Source organism: Streptomyces sp. NPDC087428 (assembly GCF_044744085.1).
In the GTDB taxonomy this organism is placed as follows: Bacteria; Actinomycetota; Actinomycetes; order Streptomycetales; family Streptomycetaceae; genus Streptomyces.
This window is the reverse complement of record NZ_JBIUXR010000006.1, coordinates 140,623-158,100: the sequence shown is the minus strand read 5'-3', so window position 1 is coordinate 158,100 and position 17,478 is coordinate 140,623. Positions and strand designations below refer to the sequence as shown.

Annotated in this window: 11 protein-coding genes; 8 read left to right on the top strand and 3 right to left on the bottom strand. The window is 71.5% G+C overall.

What is annotated here, in order from left to right:
* Positions 1–254: 254 nt before the first annotated feature.
* The 3 genes from ACIO3R_RS14370 to ACIO3R_RS14360 all read left to right on the top strand — a co-directional run bounded on the left by ACIO3R_RS14370 (position 255) and on the right by ACIO3R_RS14360 (position 4,896).
* Positions 255–1,232, top strand: coding sequence for an SMI1/KNR4 family protein (locus tag ACIO3R_RS14370; protein WP_363023951.1), 978 nt, complete (start codon positions 255–257; stop codon positions 1,230–1,232).
* A gap of 5 nt (positions 1,233–1,237) precedes the next feature.
* Positions 1,238–3,799, top strand: coding sequence for an SUKH-4 family immunity protein (locus ACIO3R_RS14365; RefSeq protein ID WP_402105772.1), 2,562 nt, complete (start codon positions 1,238–1,240; stop codon positions 3,797–3,799).
* Between the two features lie 203 nt (positions 3,800–4,002).
* Positions 4,003–4,896 (top strand): cellulose-binding protein, encoded by an 894-nt coding sequence (locus ACIO3R_RS14360; RefSeq protein WP_385034536.1) that lies wholly within the window; start codon positions 4,003–4,005, stop codon positions 4,894–4,896.
* A 19-nt stretch (positions 4,897–4,915) separates the two neighbouring features.
* Here ACIO3R_RS14360 and ACIO3R_RS14355 read toward each other — a convergent pair whose 3' ends face one another.
* Complete coding sequence (locus ACIO3R_RS14355; RefSeq protein WP_385034538.1) at positions 4,916–5,371, bottom strand: MarR family winged helix-turn-helix transcriptional regulator; 456 nt, start codon at positions 5,369–5,371, stop codon at positions 4,916–4,918.
* Positions 5,372–5,539: 168 nt separating this feature from the next.
* Between ACIO3R_RS14355 and ACIO3R_RS14350 the strand changes: the two genes are divergently transcribed.
* Positions 5,540–6,997 (top strand): MFS transporter, encoded by a 1,458-nt coding sequence (locus tag ACIO3R_RS14350; protein WP_402105771.1) that lies wholly within the window; start codon positions 5,540–5,542, stop codon positions 6,995–6,997.
* Positions 6,998–7,046: 49 nt separating this feature from the next.
* Here ACIO3R_RS14350 and ACIO3R_RS14345 read toward each other — a convergent pair whose 3' ends face one another.
* The gene (locus tag ACIO3R_RS14345; RefSeq protein WP_402105769.1) at positions 7,047–8,648 is read right to left on the bottom strand and encodes an MDR family MFS transporter; all 1,602 of its coding nucleotides are present in this window, start codon (positions 8,646–8,648) and stop codon (positions 7,047–7,049) included.
* 401 nt (positions 8,649–9,049) lie between these two features.
* Between ACIO3R_RS14345 and ACIO3R_RS14340 the strand changes: the two genes are divergently transcribed.
* Both ACIO3R_RS14340 and ACIO3R_RS14335 read left to right on the top strand, forming a co-directional pair.
* The gene (locus ACIO3R_RS14340; protein ID WP_385034544.1) at positions 9,050–9,838 is read left to right on the top strand and encodes an ABC transporter ATP-binding protein; all 789 of its coding nucleotides are present in this window, start codon (positions 9,050–9,052) and stop codon (positions 9,836–9,838) included.
* Positions 9,835–12,420 (top strand): ABC transporter permease, encoded by a 2,586-nt coding sequence (locus ACIO3R_RS14335; protein ID WP_402105767.1) that lies wholly within the window; start codon positions 9,835–9,837, stop codon positions 12,418–12,420. Before ACIO3R_RS14340 ends, ACIO3R_RS14335 begins: the two co-directional genes overlap by 4 nt.
* A gap of 106 nt (positions 12,421–12,526) precedes the next feature.
* Here ACIO3R_RS14335 and ACIO3R_RS14330 read toward each other — a convergent pair whose 3' ends face one another.
* Positions 12,527–12,949, bottom strand: a complete 423-nt coding sequence (locus tag ACIO3R_RS14330; RefSeq protein ID WP_385041385.1) for a phospholipase A2 — start codon at positions 12,947–12,949, stop codon at positions 12,527–12,529.
* A 314-nt stretch (positions 12,950–13,263) separates the two neighbouring features.
* Here ACIO3R_RS14330 and ACIO3R_RS14325 point away from each other — a divergent pair, with 314 nt between their 5' ends.
* Complete coding sequence (locus ACIO3R_RS14325) at positions 13,264–13,692, top strand: helix-turn-helix domain-containing protein (protein WP_402105766.1); 429 nt, start codon at positions 13,264–13,266, stop codon at positions 13,690–13,692.
* A gap of 231 nt (positions 13,693–13,923) precedes the next feature.
* On the top strand, positions 13,924–17,454 hold the full coding sequence (gene mfd / locus ACIO3R_RS14320) for a transcription-repair coupling factor (protein WP_385041379.1): 3,531 nt from the start codon (positions 13,924–13,926) through the stop codon (positions 17,452–17,454).
* Positions 17,455–17,478 lie beyond the last annotated feature (24 nt).

Genomic DNA, 17,478 nt, shown 5'->3' with positions numbered 1-17,478 from the left:
CCCCCGTGTATGCGGTGACAGCCTGCCAAATGTGTCGGGTCGTGTGAAAGCTGGGTCGGGAAAACGTGTGCGCGTGTCGCCCGGGAGGGGCCTGTCCGTCGCTCATTCGGCACATCGTTGTGACGGTTCGTGACGGAAGTGGCGGGTGGCCGGTGGGGCGGGTGCCCTTCTTGCGGCACCGCATAGGCTGTGCCTGGACCGCCCCCATGGGCAGGTCGGTCCTCATCAGCCAGACGCAGCAGGGGGCAACCGCCATGACGACAGGTCGGCTCGGGCAGCAAGCCGCGCCACCGAACGGGGCCTACGCCGGGCAGCTCGTGCACTTCCCGGATCCTGTCCGGGCGTCCCGCCACCCCAGAGGTGTGCGCATGGACGGGAACGGCTGTCCGGAGTTCGCGCCGTACGCGCGCGCCGTCGCCGAGATCGCCGAGCCCCCGCAGGGCTTCGGTGTCGACGAACTGCGGCTCACGGACTACGTGTCGGCGAACGCGGCGCTGGCGGCCAGTGGCCATGAGCTGTGGGACACCATTCCGGCGGTGGCCACCCCGCACGGCTGGACCTGGCACCACGTGCCGGGCGGCCGGCGGATGGAGCTGGTCCCGGTCGAGGTGAAGGCGCTGCTGCGGCATCACGGCGGTCTCGCGACGACCGCGGTGGACCAGAACAAGCGGGGTACGCGTCCGCTCCAGGAGACCCGGCCCGCGCACTTCCGGCTCCCGAAGGGGGCCGTGGCGGTGAGCGAGCAGCAGGTCCAGGGGGTCGAGGAGGATCTCGGCTACCGGCTGCCCGGTGCCTACCGTTCGTTCCTGAAGGCGGCGGGCGGTTCGGCCCCGGTGGGCGCGGCGCTCGACGCGGAGCTCGGGCTGCTGGTCGACCAGCCGTTCTTCACGGTGCGCGACGAGGCCGCGGTGAACGACCTGGTGTACGTCAACAAGTGCCTGCGGGACCATCTGACCAAGGACTACCTGGGGGTCGGTTTCGTCCAGGGCGGCATCCTCGCGGTGAAGGTCCGGGGCCAGGGCATCGGTTCGGTCTGGTTCTGCGCGTACGACGACGCGCGGGATCAGGACGGCTGGAGCGTCCAGGAGCGGGTGGACCGGCTGCTGCTGCCGTGCGGTGCGGACTTCGATGCCTTTCTGCAGCGTCTCGCGGGTAATCCGCCGGAGCTGGAGACGGTGGCGAACCTGATGGTGGACGGTGGCTTCGCGCGCGCCGTCCCGGTGGAGGGGTGAGCGCGGTGGTGACTTTTGCGCAGGCGCAGGAGCGCGCGGACGAGTGGGTCAACGGTGACGTCGCGGCGTATCAGCACCGCGAGGTGCGGGTGCGTGAGTTCGAACTGGGTTTCGTGGTGTGGTCCGAGGACCGGGTCGACGGCCCGGTCTCGGACGGCGGCCGGCAGCGGCTGGTGATCGCCCGGGACAGCGGTGAGGCGACGTTGTGGCCCGGACTGCCGGTCGGTGAGGTGATCCGGCGGTACGAGGAGGAGTACGGTGCCCCGGATGTGGCGCCGGCCGCCCCGGAGCCGCCGCAGCGCGTCGACCTGAATCAGACGTCGTTCCTGTTGAGCCCGCCCGAGTGGCTCCAGGAGGCGGCGGACAAGCTCGGTATCCCGGACCGGCGGGCGGACCGTGCCGGGGAGCGGGTGCCGCCGCAGGCAGCCGCCCCCGCCCCCGCTGCTCCTTCCCCTCTTCCGCCGCCTTCTCCCCTTCCTTCTCCTCCTCATCCTCCTTCTCCGTCGGACGGGCCGGGTGCGTACGAGCCCACCGCGTACGAGGGGGTTCCGGCGTCCTCGCCGCAGCAGCCGGCCGGGGCCACGCCGTGGGCGGGGACCGATACCAACGCCGGTTCCGACGAGGGTGAGGTGGGGCTGCCCGCCACGGTGTTCGCGCCGCCGCTGTCGGGCGCGGACGACGAGGGCGCGCCGCCCAGGATGGTGCCGGCCGACGCGCCGACCGCGCTGATGTCCGGCGGGAGCCAGCTGCCCCGGACGGCGATCGTGCCCGGTCTCGACTCGCAGGGTCCCGGTTCGGGGGACATCTCGCAGCAGGCGACCAGCAAGGCGCCCGTCTCGCCGCGGGGTGGGCGTGGCGGGGGTTCGACGACTCCGCCGCCGCCCGGTGCCCCCGGCGTTCCGGGTGCGCAGCTGCCGCCGCCGTCGGGGCCGGGTGCGCCCGGTGCCCCCGCGGGCGGGTACATGCCGACGCAGCTCGCCCCGCAGCAGGGCCCGCCCGGCGCGCCCCAGCCGCCCGGTCCTCCCGGTCCGCCTGGTCCTCCTGGTGCGACGCCGCCGCCCGGTGGCAACGTGCACCAGGCGGCCACGATGTTCGCGGCCCCGGGCCAGGCCGGTCCGCCGGTCCCCCAGCCGCCCGGCCCGCCCGGTGTCCCGGGTGCCCCGCAGCCTCTTGGCCCGCCCGGTGCTCCGGGTGCCCCGCGGCCGCCCGGTCCGCCCGGTCCGCCCGGTCCTCCCGGTCCTCCTGGTGCGACGCCGCCTCCCGGTGTCGGTGCGCACCACGCGGCCACGATGCTCGCGGGTCCGGGGCAGGTGGGTCCGCCGGTTCCGCAGCCGCCCGGTCCGCCCGGTGTTCCGGGTGCTCCGCAGCCTCCTGGTCCGCCTGGTCCGCCTGGTCCTCCCGGTGCGACGCCGCCCGGTGTCGGTGTGCACCACGCCGCGACGATGCTCGCGGGTCCGGGGCAGGTGGGTCCGCCGGTTCCGCAGCCTCCGGGGCCGCCCGGTGCGCCGATGGGGGGCGCCCCGGGTCCGGTGCCGCCGCCCGGCCACACCCCGCCGCCCCCGGCGTACGGGTACCCGCAGGCGCCTCTCGGCCAGCCGACGGTCGGCCCCGGCTACCAGGCCGTGCTGCGCTACCGCGGCCCCGACGGCAGTGAGCAGCAGCTGATCCGCCGTTCGGCGCCCGGCACCCCGCACCCCGAGTGGCAGATGCTGCACGAGCTGCGGGCCATGAACGTGCCGCCGCAGCAGGTCATCGAGCTGCACACGGAGCTGGAGTCCTGTGAGCTGCCGGGTGGTTACTGCGCCCGGATGATCCGGGAGACCTGGCCGCAGGTGCGGATCACCAGCGTCGCCCCGTACGGCACCGATCACGCGAGCCGGCAGCAGGGTATGCAGCATCTGCTCACCCACCAGGGTGAGCTGCACCAGGTCGCGGACGGTCCGGCGCGGCCGGCGCCGGTCCGGGCGCCGCTGCCGCAGCTGCCGCCCGCGCTGCCGGTGCCGGCGGAGGCCGTCGCGGAGGAGCTGCTCCAGACGTTCGGTCCGCAGGGCGTGCTGCGTTTCGATCAGCGTGCGGTGTCCCGGCAGGGTGTGCCGGAGGTCGTGGCGCGGACCCTGGTGTGGGCGGGGCTGCCCGCCGACTTCGGGCCGTTCTTCTGGGCGCAGCCGGGGCAGCCGGTGGTGCCGACGCTGGCCGAGCTCGCCGCGCAGCGGCAGGTGCAGCCGGCGTCCGACGCGGGGTCGTACCTCGTGATGGGTTCGGACTTCGGCCGGGCGATCTGTGTGCAGTACGGGACGGCGAACGTCGTGGCCGTGCCGGTGGAGGCGGGGCCCGGCGGGCAGTCGGTGCCGCCGCAGTTCGTGAACACCGGGCTGCCGGAGTTCACCCGTTCGCTGGCCCTGCTGGGCCGGATGTGGCGGCTGCGGTACGGGCTCAACCCGGAACAGGCCGGCCGCTGGACGGTCGACTTCCAGGCGCAGCTCGTCGCGCTGGACCCGGCGGCGCTCGCGTCGCCGGAGAGCTGGTGGTCGGTGCTGCTGGAGCAGATGTGGGACGGCTTGATCTGATCGTCCGGTCCGCGTCGTAGTTCTTCGGGCGTGGTGCCCTGTTCCCTGCTGGGGACGGGGCGCCACGCCTTTGGCGTCTGTGATGCCCGTCGCTTCCGTCCGGAAAGCGTCGAAAGGATTCCGACTTCTCAGCCAATTGCCGCATCCTTGGCGTATCGCTCGATGCTCGGGTCGGGTCGGAGAGTCGGAAAGAGGCGTCAAGGATGAGTTCTGCACCGGTGCCCGCGCACGGCTTCGTGGGTGTGCGCGGACGTGGTTACCGTCCGGAGCAGGTGGACCGCGTGGTGGCCGAGCTGTCCGCCGAGCGGGACGGGGCCCAGGAGCAGGTGGCGCGGCTGACGGCGCTGGTGGAGACGCTGATCGCGGAGTCGGCCCGGCTGGACGAGGCCGTCGCCGCGCTGGCGCCGCAGGACTACGCGTCGCTGGGGGAGCGGGCGCAGCAGATCCTGGCGCTCGCCGAGGGCGAGGCGGAGACCGTGCGGGGTGCCGCGCTGGAGGACGCGCGGTCCTTGCGGGACGCGGTGGACGCGTCGGCGCGGGCCTTGCGCGAGTCGGCCCGTGCGGACGCGGAGGCGATGCGGGCGGCCGCGGTGGCCCATGCGGAGCGTGTGCTGGCCGGGGCGGAGGGTTCGGCCGGTGAGGCGCTGGCCGGGGCGCGGCAGGAAGCGGGGGCGGTGCGCGAGGAGGCGGACGCCGCGATGGAGGCGACACGCAGCCGTACCGCGAGTGTGCTGGCGCATCAGGAGCAGGAGCACGCCGAGCGGTGGAAGGCGGCCGGTCAGGAGCTGGCGGACGCCGAGTCGGCGCAGTCCGCGGAGCACACGGAGCTGACCGGGCGGGCGGAGGCCGCTCTGGCCGAGGCGCGCCGGGCGCTGGCCGAGGCGGAGGAGGCGGCGCGGCACGGCCAGGAGGACGCGGAGGCGCGGGGTGCGGAGCTGGTCGCGGCGGCCCGGGTGCGTGAGGAGCGGGTGGTCCGGGAGACGGATCGGGTGCTGCGGGAGCACGAGGAGGGCCGCGAGGAGGTGCAGGCGCACATGACGCATGTGCGTCATTCGCTGGCCGCGCTCACCGGCCGGGTGACCCCGGCGGAGGACTGAGGGCCCCCGCTCAGGCCCGTCAGGGGCGCGGCCAGGGCTTCTTGGAGAGTTGCTCGATGCCGCTGTTGAAGCGTTTGAGGTAGCCGGCGAAGGTGGCGATGTCCTCCTCCGGCCAGTCGTTCATGACCTGGTCCAGGGCGCGTACGACGCGTTCGCGTTCCTGGTCGAGGAGCGCGGCGCCCCGGTCGGTGATGCGGAATTTGCGGGCCATGCCGCCGTCGGGGTCGGGGATGCGTTCGACCAGTCCGGCGCGGGTCGCCGCGGCGGTCTGCCGGTTGAGGGTGGAGGCGTCGAGGCCGAAGGCCGCGCTGAGTTCGCCGTTGGACATGGGGCCCTGGACCCGGATGCGGCTGAGCAGGATGTAGGCGCTCCGGTCCATGAGCGCGTACTTGTGCCGTCCGCCCCGGTGGTGGGCGAGGTCGTGTCGCCCGAGCAGCATCTGCTCGTACTCCACTTCGTCCGTGGGCCTGGACATGTCCGCGGCCTCCTGCTCCTGCTCCGGGGGCGGTCGTGCGTCGGTTTCCGAACGCCGGCTCATGCTCTCATGCGGCGTGCATCAGCCATGTGGTGTGTATGACACATTAGGCATGTACGATGCACATCGCTATTCGGTGCACGAGACGACCCCAAGGAGTTCCACCTCATGGATGCCCCCCAGCCGACAGCCAGAACGGGCGGTGTGGTCGCGACTCTCGCCTTCGCCGGCACCGTGGCGGCGGTCATGCAGACCCTGGTCACCCCGCTCATCGCGGAGCTGCCGAAGCTCCTCGACACGACGTCCTCCAACGCCACCTGGGTGATCACGGTCACCCTGCTGGTCTCCGCGGTGTGCGTGCCGGTCTCCGGACGGCTGGGTGACCTGCTGGGCAAGCGCCGGATGCTGCTCGTGTGCGCGGTGCCGCTGTTCGTCGGTTCCGTGGTGTGCGCCCTCGCGTCCACCGTCGTCCCCATGATCGTCGGACGCGGTCTGCAGGGCATGGGCATGGGCATGGTGCCGCTCGGCATCGCCCTGCTGCGTGACGTGGTTCCGAAGGAGAAGCTGAGCTCCTCCATCGCCCTGGTCAGCGCCTCCCTCGGTATCGGCGGCGCCCTCGGTCTGCCGATCGCCTCCGCGGTCGCCCAGTACGCGAGCTGGCGGGTGCTGTTCTGGGGCTCCGCCGTGCTGGCCCTCACCATCGCCGCACTGATCTGGTTCCTGATCCCGGACGTTCCGGCCGGCGCCAAGGGGCAGCGCTTCGACGTGCCCGGCGCCCTCGGCCTCGCCGTCGGTCTGGTCTGCCTGCTCCTCGCCGTCTCCAAGGGCGCCGAGTGGGGCTGGGCCTCCTCGACGACGATCGGCCTGTTCGCCGCCTCCGTCGTGGTGCTGATCGGCTGGGGCTTCTGGGAACTGCGCACCAAGGACCCGCTGGTCGACCTGCGCACCACGGCCCGCCCCCGGGTGCTCATCACCAACCTCGCGTCGCTCTTCGTCGGTTTCGGCATGTACGCCGGAATGCTGATCGCGCCGCAGCTGCTCCAGTTCCCCGAGGCCACCGGCTACGGCCTGGGCCAGTCGATGCTCGCGGCGGGCCTGTGGATGGCCCCCGGCGGCATCATGATGATGATCGTCTCCCCGTTCGGCGGAAAGCTCACCGACGCCCGCGGCCCGAAGTTCACGCTGATCTCCGGTGTGCTGGTCATCGCCGCCGCCTACGGCCTCGGCATCCTCCTGATGGGCTCCGCCTGGGGGCTGATGCTGTTCCTCATGGTCAGCAGCAGCGGCGTCGGCCTCGCCTACGGCGCGATGCCCGCCCTGATCATGAGCGCGGTCCCGGCGTCCGAGACGGCCGCCGCCAACGGGTTCAACACCCTCATGCGCGCGCTCGGCACCTCGATCGGCGCCGCCGTGATCGGTGCGGTCCTCTCGCAGATGACCGCGGAGATGGGTGGCTTCACCCTCACCACAGAGGCCGGGTTCCGTACCGGCCTGATGTTCGGCTGCGCCGTCGCCGTCATCGCCGCGGCGATCTCGGCGTTCATCCCGGCCGTGCGCGGGTCCGGCGCCACCGGCGAGAAGACCGACGCGCCCGCCGCACCCGAGGTCGCCGCGGCCAGGAGCTGACCCTCACACGGGTACGCCCGACCGGCCACGGTCTCCCCTCAGCGCCCCCTCAGTCTGCCGGTCCGGCGGCCGAGGGGGCGCTGTCCGGTTCCTCGGCCAGGATCGGGAAGCGGCGCGGGGCCACGAAGACCAGGACCAGCAGGGCGACGACGGCGGCCGCGGCCGCCCCGAGGTAGACCCGGTCGACGGCGGCGTCGACGGCCCGCCGCAGATAGTCCGTCGCCGCCGCGCTCAGCGCCCCCGGGTCGTCCAGGGCGTGCGAGACGGAGTCCAGATCGCCGGGCAGACCCGGGACGGGGGCGTCGGCGAGCCGGGAGGCCAGGACACCGTTGGCGACGGCGCCGAACAGCGCGGCGCCGATGCTCTGGCCCAGCTGGCGGCAGAAGAGCACGGAGGCCGTCGTCGTACCGCGTTCGGCCCAGCCGACGGTCGACTGGACGCCGACGATCAGCGGGAGCTGGAACAGCCCGAGCGCGGCGCCGAGCAGCAGCATGATCAGGGCGGGCTGCCAGGCCCGGCCCGGGTAGGGCAGCAGCGGAAAGGCGAGCAGGACCAGCAGCGCGCCGGACATCCCGATGATCGCGGTACGGCGGAAGCCGATGCGGTTGTAGACCCGGTTGGAGAACGCCGCCGACACCGGCCAGCTCAGCGTCATCACCGACAGCACGAAACCGGCGGCGATCGGCCCGAGGCCCAGCACCGACTGCGCGTACGTCGGCAGGAAGACGGTCGGCGCGACCATCAGCAGACCCATCGCGCCCAGGGCGAGGTTGACGGAGGCGATGGTGCGCCGCCGCCACACCCAGCCGGGGATGACCGGCTCCGCGGCGCGCCGTTCGATGAACACCGTCAGCGCCGCGAGCGCGGCGGTCGCCGCCAGGAGCCCGAGGGAGGGCGCCGACAGCCAGGGCCAGGCGACCCCGCCCTGGACGAGCGCGGTCAGCAGCAGGGCGCCGGTCGCGAAGACGGCGAGGGAGCCCGCCCAGTCGATCCGGGGACGGGGGGCGCCGGCCGCGCGGCGGACGCGGGACGGCTCGTGGAGGTGGCGGGCGACGAGCCAGAGGGCGACCGCCCCGATCGGCAGGTTGATCAGGAAGATCCAGCGCCAGTCCGCGTACACCGCGAACAGCCCGCCGAGCACCGGTCCGGTGACCGCCGACGTGGCCCAGACGGTGGACAGCTTCGCCTGGATCTTCGGGCGCTCCCTGAGCGGGTAGAGGTCCGCCGCGATGGTCTGGACGGTGCCCTGGAGCGCGCCGCCGCCGATCCCCTGCACGACCCGGAAGGCGATCAGCGCGGCCATGTTCCAGGCGGCGGCGCAGAGCACCGAGCCGAACAGGAAGAGGATCACGCCGGCGATCAGGACCGGCTTGCGGCCGAAGGTGTCGGAGAGCTTCCCGTACACCGGCAGGGTGACGGTCACGGCCAGCAGATAGCCGGAGAAGAGCCAGGAGAAGACGGAGAACCCGCCCAGGTCGCCGACGATCTGCGGGATCGCGGTGGAGACGATGGTGCCGTCGATGGCGGCCAGCGCCATGCAGAGCATCAGGGCCGCGACGACGGGACCGCGGCCGCGGGGTTTCGCGGGGGAGGGTGCGGGGCCGAGCCCCGACCCCGATATCGCTTCCGTACCGCCGCTCGCGCCGCTCACCAGGATTCCTTCCCCATGCACGTAATTTCGGACACTGTCTCACCTGCGGCTCTTCCGGGGCAGGGGGCAGTGACGGCGGACGCCGGGGGCGGGGCGCTCCACCCGGTGGGCGCGCCCTGGGGACCAAGCCCCTCAGAGACCCCTCCACCCGGGGGCCGAGCCCCCTAGGGGGAGCTCCTTACTTCTGTCCAGGGGCCGTTCCTCCCGGCGGAGGACGTGGCGGGTCCCGCCCTCTCCGTAGCGTGGTTCACACACTGCGATTGCGGCTGACCGCAGGGGACGGGGTGGGGAAAACCCCACCGGAAGACTGCGCTGGGCACCAGCGCGCCGGACCCCCTCCGGACAACAGACTTCAGAGCAGACAGCGACGACTCGGCGCTGCCCGACATAGGAGAGAAACCGTGACAACGGCTGTGACCATTCCCAGGCACGGGGGCACTGGAAGGCGTACGGCTGTTGCTGCGCGAGCGCGGCAGGTCGTCAAGGCATACGGGGCGGGGGAGACCCGGGTCGTCGCGCTCGACCATGTCGATGTGGACATCGCACGCGGGCAGTTCACGGCCATCATGGGCCCGTCCGGCTCCGGCAAGTCGACGCTGATGCACTGCCTGGCCGGACTGGACACCGTGACGTCCGGTCAGATCCACCTCGCCGAGACCGAGATCACCGGTCTCAAGGACAAGAAGCTGACCCAACTCCGCCGCGACCGCATCGGGTTCATCTTCCAGGCGTTCAACCTCCTGCCGACGCTCAACGCGCTGGAGAACATCACGCTGCCGATGGACATCGCCGGCCGCAAGCCGGACGCCGCCTGGCTGCGGCAGGTCGTGGAGACCGTGGGCCTCTCCGACCGGCTCAAGCACCGGCCGACCGAGCTCTCCGGCGGCCAGCAGCAGCGGGTCGCGGTCGCGCGGGCGCTCGCCGCCCGGCCCGAGATCATCTTCGGCGACGAGCCGACCGGGAACCTGGACTCGCGGGCCGGCGCCGAAGTGCTGGACTTCCTGCGCAAGTCGGTCGACGACCTGGGCCAGACCATCGTCATGGTCACCCACGACCCGGTCGCCGCCTCCTACGCGGACCGGGTGCTGTACCTCGCGGACGGGCGCATCGTCGACGAGATGCTCAACCCGACCGCGGAGCAGGTGCTGGACCGGATGAAGGACTTCGACGCACGCGGGCGGACCTCATGACCGTCTGGAAGACCTCGATGCGCAACTTCTTCGCGCACAAGGGACGCATGGCGCTCTCCGCCGTCGCCGTCCTGCTGTCGGTGGCGTTCGTCTGCGGCACGCTCGTCTTCACCGACACGATGAACACCACGTTCGACAAGCTCTTCGCCGCGACGTCGGCCGATGTCACCGTCAGCCCGAAGTCCGCGACGATCGAGGACAACCCCCAGAACGGCAAGCCCGAGTCGCTGCCCGCCTCCGTCATCGCCCAGGTCGAGAAGGCCGACGGGGTGAAGAGGGCCGAGGGCTCCATCTCCAGCATGGCCGTCACCGTCGTCGACAGCCACAACAAGAACATGGGCTCCGAGACCGGCGCCCCCACGATCGCCGGCAACTGGACGCAGAACGAACTCCGTTCGATGGAGATCACCTCCGGTCACGCACCGCGCGGTCCCACCGAGGTGATGGTCGACGCCGACACCGCGGACAAGCACCACCTGAAGCTCGGTGACGAACTGCGCACCATCGCCGTCACCGGCGACATCCGGGCCAGGATCAGCGGCATCGCCGCCTTCAAGGTCACCAACCCCGGCGCGGCGATCGTCTACCTCGACACCGCCACCGCCCAGCGGAAGCTGCTCGGCGCCCCCGACCTCTTCACCCAGATCTCCGTCACCGCCGAACCAGGCGTGGACGACACACAGTTGAAGCGGAACGTCGCCACCGCGCTCGACGGCTCGTCCGCGTACAAGCTCCAGACCCAGAAGGAGGCCGCGGACGCCAACAAGGACTCCATGGGCTCGTTCCTCGACGTCATGAAGTACGCGATGCTCGGCTTCGCCGGGATCGCCTTCCTCGTCGGCATCTTCCTCATCGTCAACACCTTCTCGATGCTGGTCGCCCAGCGCACCCGCGAGATCGGCCTGATGCGGGCCATCGGCTCCAGCCGCAAGCAGGTCAACCGGTCCGTGCTGCTGGAGGCGGTCCTCCTCGGTATCGTCGGATCGGTCCTCGGCGTCGCCGGCGGGGTCGGACTCGCCGTCGGCCTGATGAAGGTCATGGGCGCCGTGGGCATGGAGCTGTCCACCGAGGACCTCACCATCGCCTGGACGACTCCGGTGCTCGGACTCGCGCTCGGCATCATCGTGACCGTCCTCGCCGCCTACGTCCCGGCCCGCCGGGCCGGCAAGGTCTCCCCGATGGCCGCCCTGCGCGACTCCGGCACCCCGGCCGACGCCAAGTCGGGCTGGATCCGGGCCGGCCTCGGCCTGGTCCTCACCGGCGCCGGCGTGGCCGCGCTGTGGACGACGGCCCAGGCGGACAAGGCGAGCGAGGGCTCGCTCTTCCTCGGCCTGGGCGTGGTCCTCACCCTCCTCGGCTTCATCGTGATCGGCCCGCTGCTCGCCGGTGTCGTCGTGCGGGCGCTCAGCGTCGTCGTCCTGCGCCTGTTCGGCCCGGTCGGCCGGCTGGCGGAGCGCAACGCCCTGCGCAACCCGCGCCGCACCGGGGCGACCGGCGCCGCCCTGATGATCGGCCTCGCCCTGGTGGCCTGCCTCTCGGTGGTGGGCTCCTCGATGGTCGCCTCGGCCACCGACGAGCTGGACAAGTCGGTGGGGGCGGACTTCATCGTGCAGGTGGGCAGCGGCGACAGCGGGAGGCCGGTCAGCCGGCAGGCCTCCGCAGCGGTCGAGGGCGCACCCCACCTGGCCCACGTCACACATCTCAAGGAGGTGCGCGCCAAGCTGACGCTGCCGGGAGGCGGCACCGAGAAGGTGGGCCTGACCGCCGCCGATCCGACGTACGCGCAGGACCTCAGGCGCGACACGCTGTCGGGCGAGCTCTCCGCCGCCTACGGCAAGGACGCGATGTCCGTCGGTTCGAAGTTCGCGAAGCGCCACGGGATCAAGGTCGGGGACCGGCTGAAGGTCGCCTTCGAGCACGGCTCGACAGCGACGCTGAGGATCGCCGCCGTCACCTCCGACGACTCCGCCCTCGACAGCGGGGCGATGTACACGAACATCACCACGGCGGCGCGCCACGTCCCGGCCGACCGCATGCCACTGGACGCGATCGTGTTCGCGAAGGCGGCGCCGGACCAGCAGGACCAGGCGTACAAGTCGCTCAAGGCCGCAGTGGCCACGGACCCGACCATCAAGGTGTTCGACCAGACCGATTTCAAGCAGGATCTGAAGGACCAGATCGGTCAGCTGCTGAAGATTGTCTACGGGCTGCTCGCCCTGGCCATCATCGTCGCGGTGCTCGGCGTGGTGAACACCCTCGCGCTCTCGGTGGTGGAGCGCACCCGGGAGATCGGCCTCATTCGCGCCATCGGCCTTTCCCGCCGGCAACTCCGTCGCATGATCCGGCTGGAATCCGTTGTGATCGCCGTCTTCGGCGCTCTGCTCGGACTCGTCCTCGGAATGGGCTGGGGAGCGGTGGCGCACAAGCTGCTCGCGCTGGAAGGGATGAAGATCCTCGAAATCCCCTGGCCGACCATCATCGCGGTATTCGTCGGTTCGGCCTTCGTCGGACTGTTCGCGGCCCTGGTCCCGGCATTCCGGGCCGGCCGGATGAACGTCCTGAACGCCATCGCGACGGAATAGAGAAGGGCCGGCGCGGGGCCGGAAGGAGATAGAGCGCGGCCGGTGACCCGAAAGGGTCACCGGCCGCGCTCTATCTCCTGGGGAAGAATGGTGCGTCAGCGGTCCGCTACTTGAAGGACCGGACGGTGTCGTAGTAGGTCTTGGCGGTCTTGTTGCAGGCCGCCTTCAGTTTCTTGCGCTGGGACTTGGTGTAGGGGTCGGCCCAGAAAGTCCGCCCGCAGACACGATTCATGTCGTGCAGGAACGCCTTGTCGATGCGCTTCTTGTGCGAGGCCCGGAACGCCTTCGCGCCCACGGTCTTCTTGTAGTTGCGGTAGCCGAAATCATGACGCCAGCACGCGAGGTGGAAGTCGTATCCGCCGGGGATCGAGTCCGATGCCCAGGAGCATCCATCGGTCTTCCAGCTGAATTTGTACTTCGTGATGGAAGCCTTCTTGCGCGCGCCGAGCGCGCTGAACCAGCGGTCCTGGGAAGCGGTCGAGTCCCCCGTGATGGACGACATCTTCTTCAGCTTCTGTGCTTTCGTCACCTTCGCCGCGACCACGTTCCCGGTCTGCGGAGAATATGCGAGTGCGGAGGAGGCTGTCCCGAGAACAAGAGTGCCGGTGACGACTGCGGTGGAAAACGAATGACGCAAGGTGGTCAAGGTTGCGTTCCCTTCCCGTTGTTGGTGGCGGCAACCATGGCACGCGGCCGTCGGAACGGGCAACGAATTTCAAGGTGCGGCGAGCGGCCCGATGAAGTGGAGAGTCGCATTCCGTGGGCCCTGATCAGCCCTTCTCGCGGGTGGGCGAAAAAATATGCCACTTCTGGTATGCGGCGCCCCTTACTGATGACACGCTCATGTTTTGCTCAAGCAAAGAGTCGTGGGTGTGGCGCGTGGATACGCTCCTGCCACGGCCGTGCCGGGGAAGGGCGCCCGGCCGCGCACACGGACAGCAGCGGGGGGCGGGGTTGACGGGGACGGTGGGCAGCGGGCGCCGCGGGCCGGCGTTGGAGGAGCGCTTCGGCCGTGCGGTGCGCGACCGGCGCCAGGAGATCGGGATGACACAGGCCGGGCTCGCCGCACTCGCCGGGATGTCGCAGGCGGCGATATCCCGGCTGGAGCGCGGCCGGTGCCTGCCGACCCTGCACCTGCTGGAACGGGTGGCGGTGGCGCTGGACTCCGTTCTCCTCGTGGCGATCGAACCCGGCCGGGTGGTCGTCGACTTCCGGGCACGGCCCGGGTCCCGCGTGGACGGCATAAGGAGCGTGGCCGCCACGGACGGGTGAGGGGGCGCTCACCGTAGACTGGCGATTCCGGCCCCGGGGCGTTCCTCCAAACGCCCCGGGGCCGGATCGCGTCCCTGCGCCGCCCCGGATGTCCGTTGCGGAAGCGGCTGTCCGACCGGAGTCGTACGCTGGAGAACCCCGGCCCGTACGACGTGTCGGGCCCTTCGCGTTGCCCCCTGGCAGCAGCCGGCTGCCGGACCTCGCCCCTCGTTACCCGGACGGAAGCCCTTCATGAGCCTGCACGGTCTGCTGGATGTCGTCGCACGTGACCCGGCACTGTCCGAAGCGGTGAAGGCCGCCGGAGACGGCCACCGGATGCACATCGACCTGGTCGGCCCGCCCGCCGCCAGGCCCTTCGCCGTCGCGGCGCTGGCCAGGGACGCCGGGCGGACCGTGCTCGCCGTCACCGCGACCGGACGCGAGGCCGAGGACCTGGCGGCGGCGCTGCGCACGCTGCTGCCACCGGACACGGTCGCGGAGTTCCCGTCCTGGGAGACGCTGCCGCACGAGCGGCTCTCGCCCCGCTCCGACACCGTGGGCCGCCGCCTCGCCGTGCTGCGCCGCCTCGCGCACCCGAGGCAGGACGACCCGGAGACCGGGCCGGTCTCCGTCGTCGTCGCGCCGGTCCGCTCCGTGCTCCAGCCGCAGGTCAAGGGGCTCGGCGACCTGGAACCCGTGGCGCTGCGGATCGGGCAGAGCGCCGATCTCGGGGAGACGGTCGAGGCGCTCGCGGCCGCCGCGTACTCCCGGGTGGAGCTGGTCGAGAAGCGCGGCGAGTTCGCGGTGCGCGGCGGCATCCTCGACGTCTTCCCGCCGACCGAGGAGCACCCCCTTCGGGTGGAGTTCTGGGGCGACGACGTCGAGGAGATCCGTTACTTCAAGATCGCGGACCAGCGGTCCCTGGAGATCGCGGATCACGGGCTGTGGGCGCCGCCCTGCCGCGAGCTGCTGCTGACCGACGAGGTCCGCGAGCGGGCCGCCGCCCTCGCGGAGGAACACCCCGAGCTGGGCGAACTCCTCAACAAGATCGCCGAGGGCATCGCGGTGGAGGGCATGGAGTCCCTCGCACCCGTCCTCGTCGACGACATGGAGCTGCTGATCGACGTGCTGCCCCGGGGCTCGATGGCCGTGGTCTGCGACCCCGAGCGGGTCCGCACCCGGGCCGCGGACCTGGTCGCCACCAGCCAGGAGTTCCTGGAGGCGTCGTGGGCGGCCACCGCGGGCGGCGGCGTGGCCCCGATCGATGTCGGCGCGGCCTCGCTGCGGGGCATCGCGGACGTCCGCGACCGGGCCCGCGAGCTGGAGATGATGTGGTGGTCCGTCTCCCCGTTCGCCGCCGACGAGGAGCTCGACAAGGACACCCTCAAGCTCCGGATGCACGCCCCGGAGGCGTACCGCGGCGACACCGCCCGCGCGCTCGCCGACACCAAGGGCTGGCTGGCCGACGGCTGGCGCACGGTGTACGTCACCGAGGGCCAGGGCCTCGCCTCCCGGACCGTCGAGGTGCTGGGCGGCGAGGGCATCCCGGCCCGCCTCGACCAGGACCTGGCGGAGATCTCGCCGTCCCTGGTCCACGTCTCCTGCGGCGCCATCGACCACGGCTTCGTCGACGCGGAACTCAAGCTCGCCGTCCTGACCGAGACGGACCTGACCGGCCAGCGCACCGCCATCAAGGACCTGGGCCGGATGCCGGCCCGCCGCCGCAAGAGCATCGACCCGCTGACGCTGGAGACGGGCGACTACATCGTCCACGAGCAGCACGGCGTGGGCCGCTACATCGAGATGGTTCAGCGCACGGTGCAGGGCGCCACCCGCGAGTACCTCCTCGTCGAGTACGCCCCCGCCAAGCGCGGCCAGCCCGGCGACCGGCTCTACATCCCGACCGACCAGCTGGAGCAGGTCACCAAGTACGTCGGCGGCGAGGCACCCACCCTGCACCGGCTCGGCGGCGCCGACTGGACCAAGACGAAGGCGCGCGCCAAGAAGGCCGTCAAGGAGATCGCCGGCGACCTGATCAAGCTCTACGCCGCCCGGATGGCGGCCCCCGGCCATGTCTTCGGCCCGGACACGCCCTGGCAGCGCGAACTGGAGGACGCCTTCCCGCACGCGGAGACGCCCGACCAGCTCACCACCATCGCCGAGGTAAAGGAGGACATGGAGAAGTCCGTCCCCATGGACCGGCTGATCTGCGGCGACGTCGGCTACGGCAAGACGGAGATCGCGGTGCGCGCGGCCTTCAAGGCGGTCCAGGACGGCAAGCAGGTCGCCGTCCTCGTCCCCACGACCCTCCTGGTCCAGCAGCACTTCGGCACGTTCTCCGAGCGGTACGCCCAGTTCCCCGTCAACGTGCGGGCGCTGAGCCGCTTCCAGTCCGAGTCCGACTCCAAGGCGACCCTCGAAGGGCTCCGCGAGGGCTCCGTCGACCTGGTCATCGGCACCCACCGCCTCTTCTCCTCCGAGACGCGGTTCAAGGACCTGGGCCTGGTCATCGTCGACGAGGAACAGCGCTTCGGCGTCGAGCACAAGGAGCAGCTGAAGAAGCTCCGCGCCAACGTGGACGTCCTCACCATGTCCGCGACGCCCATCCCCCGTACGCTCGAAATGGCCGTCACCGGCATCCGCGAGATGTCGACGATCACCACCCCGCCCGAGGAGCGCCACCCGGTCCTCACCTTCGTCGGCCCGTACGAGGAGAAGCAGATCGGCGCGGCCATCCGCCGTGAACTGCTCCGCGAGGGCCAGGCGTTCTACATCCACAACCGCGTCGAGTCCATCGACCGCGCCGCCGCCCGGCTGCGGGAGATCGTCCCGGAGGCGCGGATCGCCACCGCCCACGGCCAGATGTCCGAACAGGCCCTGGAACAGGTGGTGGTGGACTTCTGGGAGAAGAGGTTCGACGTCCTGGTCTCGACGACGATCGTCGAGTCCGGCATCGACATCTCCAACGCCAACACCCTGATCGTGGAGCGCGGCGACAACTTCGGCCTCTCCCAGCTCCACCAGCTGCGCGGCCGCGTGGGCCGTGGCCGCGACCGCGGTTACGCCTACTTCCTCTATCCGCCGGAGAAGCCGCTCACCGAGACGGCCCACGAGCGCCTCGCCACGATCGCCCAGCACACCGAGATGGGTGCGGGCATGTACGTGGCCATGAAGGACCTGGAGATCCGCGGCGCGGGCAACCTCCTGGGCGGCGAGCAGTCCGGCCACATCGCCGGCGTCGGCTTCGACCTGTACATCCGCATGGTCGGCGAGGCGGTCGCCGGCTACCGGGCGTCCCTCGAGGGCGGCGTGGAGGAGGAACCGCCGCTGGACGTCAAGATCGAGCTCCCGGTCGACGCGCACATCCCGCACGACTACGCCCCCGGCGAGCGGCTCCGCCTCCAGGCGTACCGCTCCATGGCCTCGGCCAACTCGGAGGAGGACATCAGGGCGGTCCGCGAGGAGCTCACCGACCGCTACGGCAAGCTCCCGGAACCGGTCGAGAACCTCCTCCTGGTGGCCGGCCTGCGCATGCTGGCCCGCGCCTGCGGCGTCGGCGACATCGTCCTCCAGGGCTCGAACATCCGCTTCGCCCCGGTGGAGCTGCGCGAGTCCCAGGAACTCCGCCTGAAGCGCCTGTACCCCAAGACGGTCATCAAGCCGGCCCTCCACCAGATCCTGGTCCCGCGCCCCACGGCCGGCCGGATCGGCGGCAAGCCGGTGGTGGGCCGCGAACTCCTGGCGTGGACGGGGGAGTTCCTCACCACGATCCTGGGGTCGTAGGGAGGGGCGAAGGGGGGGAGGAGA

Excerpts from the sequence above, each read along its gene's own strand:
- ACIO3R_RS14335 (WP_402105767.1), top strand. The coding sequence starts at position 9,835 with ATGACCGTCTGGAAGACCTCGATGCGCAACTTCTTCGCGCACAAGGGA.
- ACIO3R_RS14360 (WP_385034536.1), top strand. The coding sequence starts at position 4,003 with ATGAGTTCTGCACCGGTGCCCGCGCACGGCTTCGTGGGTGTGCGCGGA.
- ACIO3R_RS14325 (WP_402105766.1), top strand. The coding sequence starts at position 13,264 with ATGTTTTGCTCAAGCAAAGAGTCGTGGGTGTGGCGCGTGGATACGCTC.
- ACIO3R_RS14355 (WP_385034538.1), bottom strand. The coding sequence starts at position 5,371 with ATGTCCAGGCCCACGGACGAAGTGGAGTACGAGCAGATGCTGCTCGGG.
- mfd (WP_385041379.1), top strand. The coding sequence starts at position 13,924 with ATGAGCCTGCACGGTCTGCTGGATGTCGTCGCACGTGACCCGGCACTG.
- ACIO3R_RS14350 (WP_402105771.1), top strand. The coding sequence starts at position 5,540 with ATGGATGCCCCCCAGCCGACAGCCAGAACGGGCGGTGTGGTCGCGACT.
- ACIO3R_RS14370 (WP_363023951.1), top strand. The coding sequence starts at position 255 with ATGACGACAGGTCGGCTCGGGCAGCAAGCCGCGCCACCGAACGGGGCC.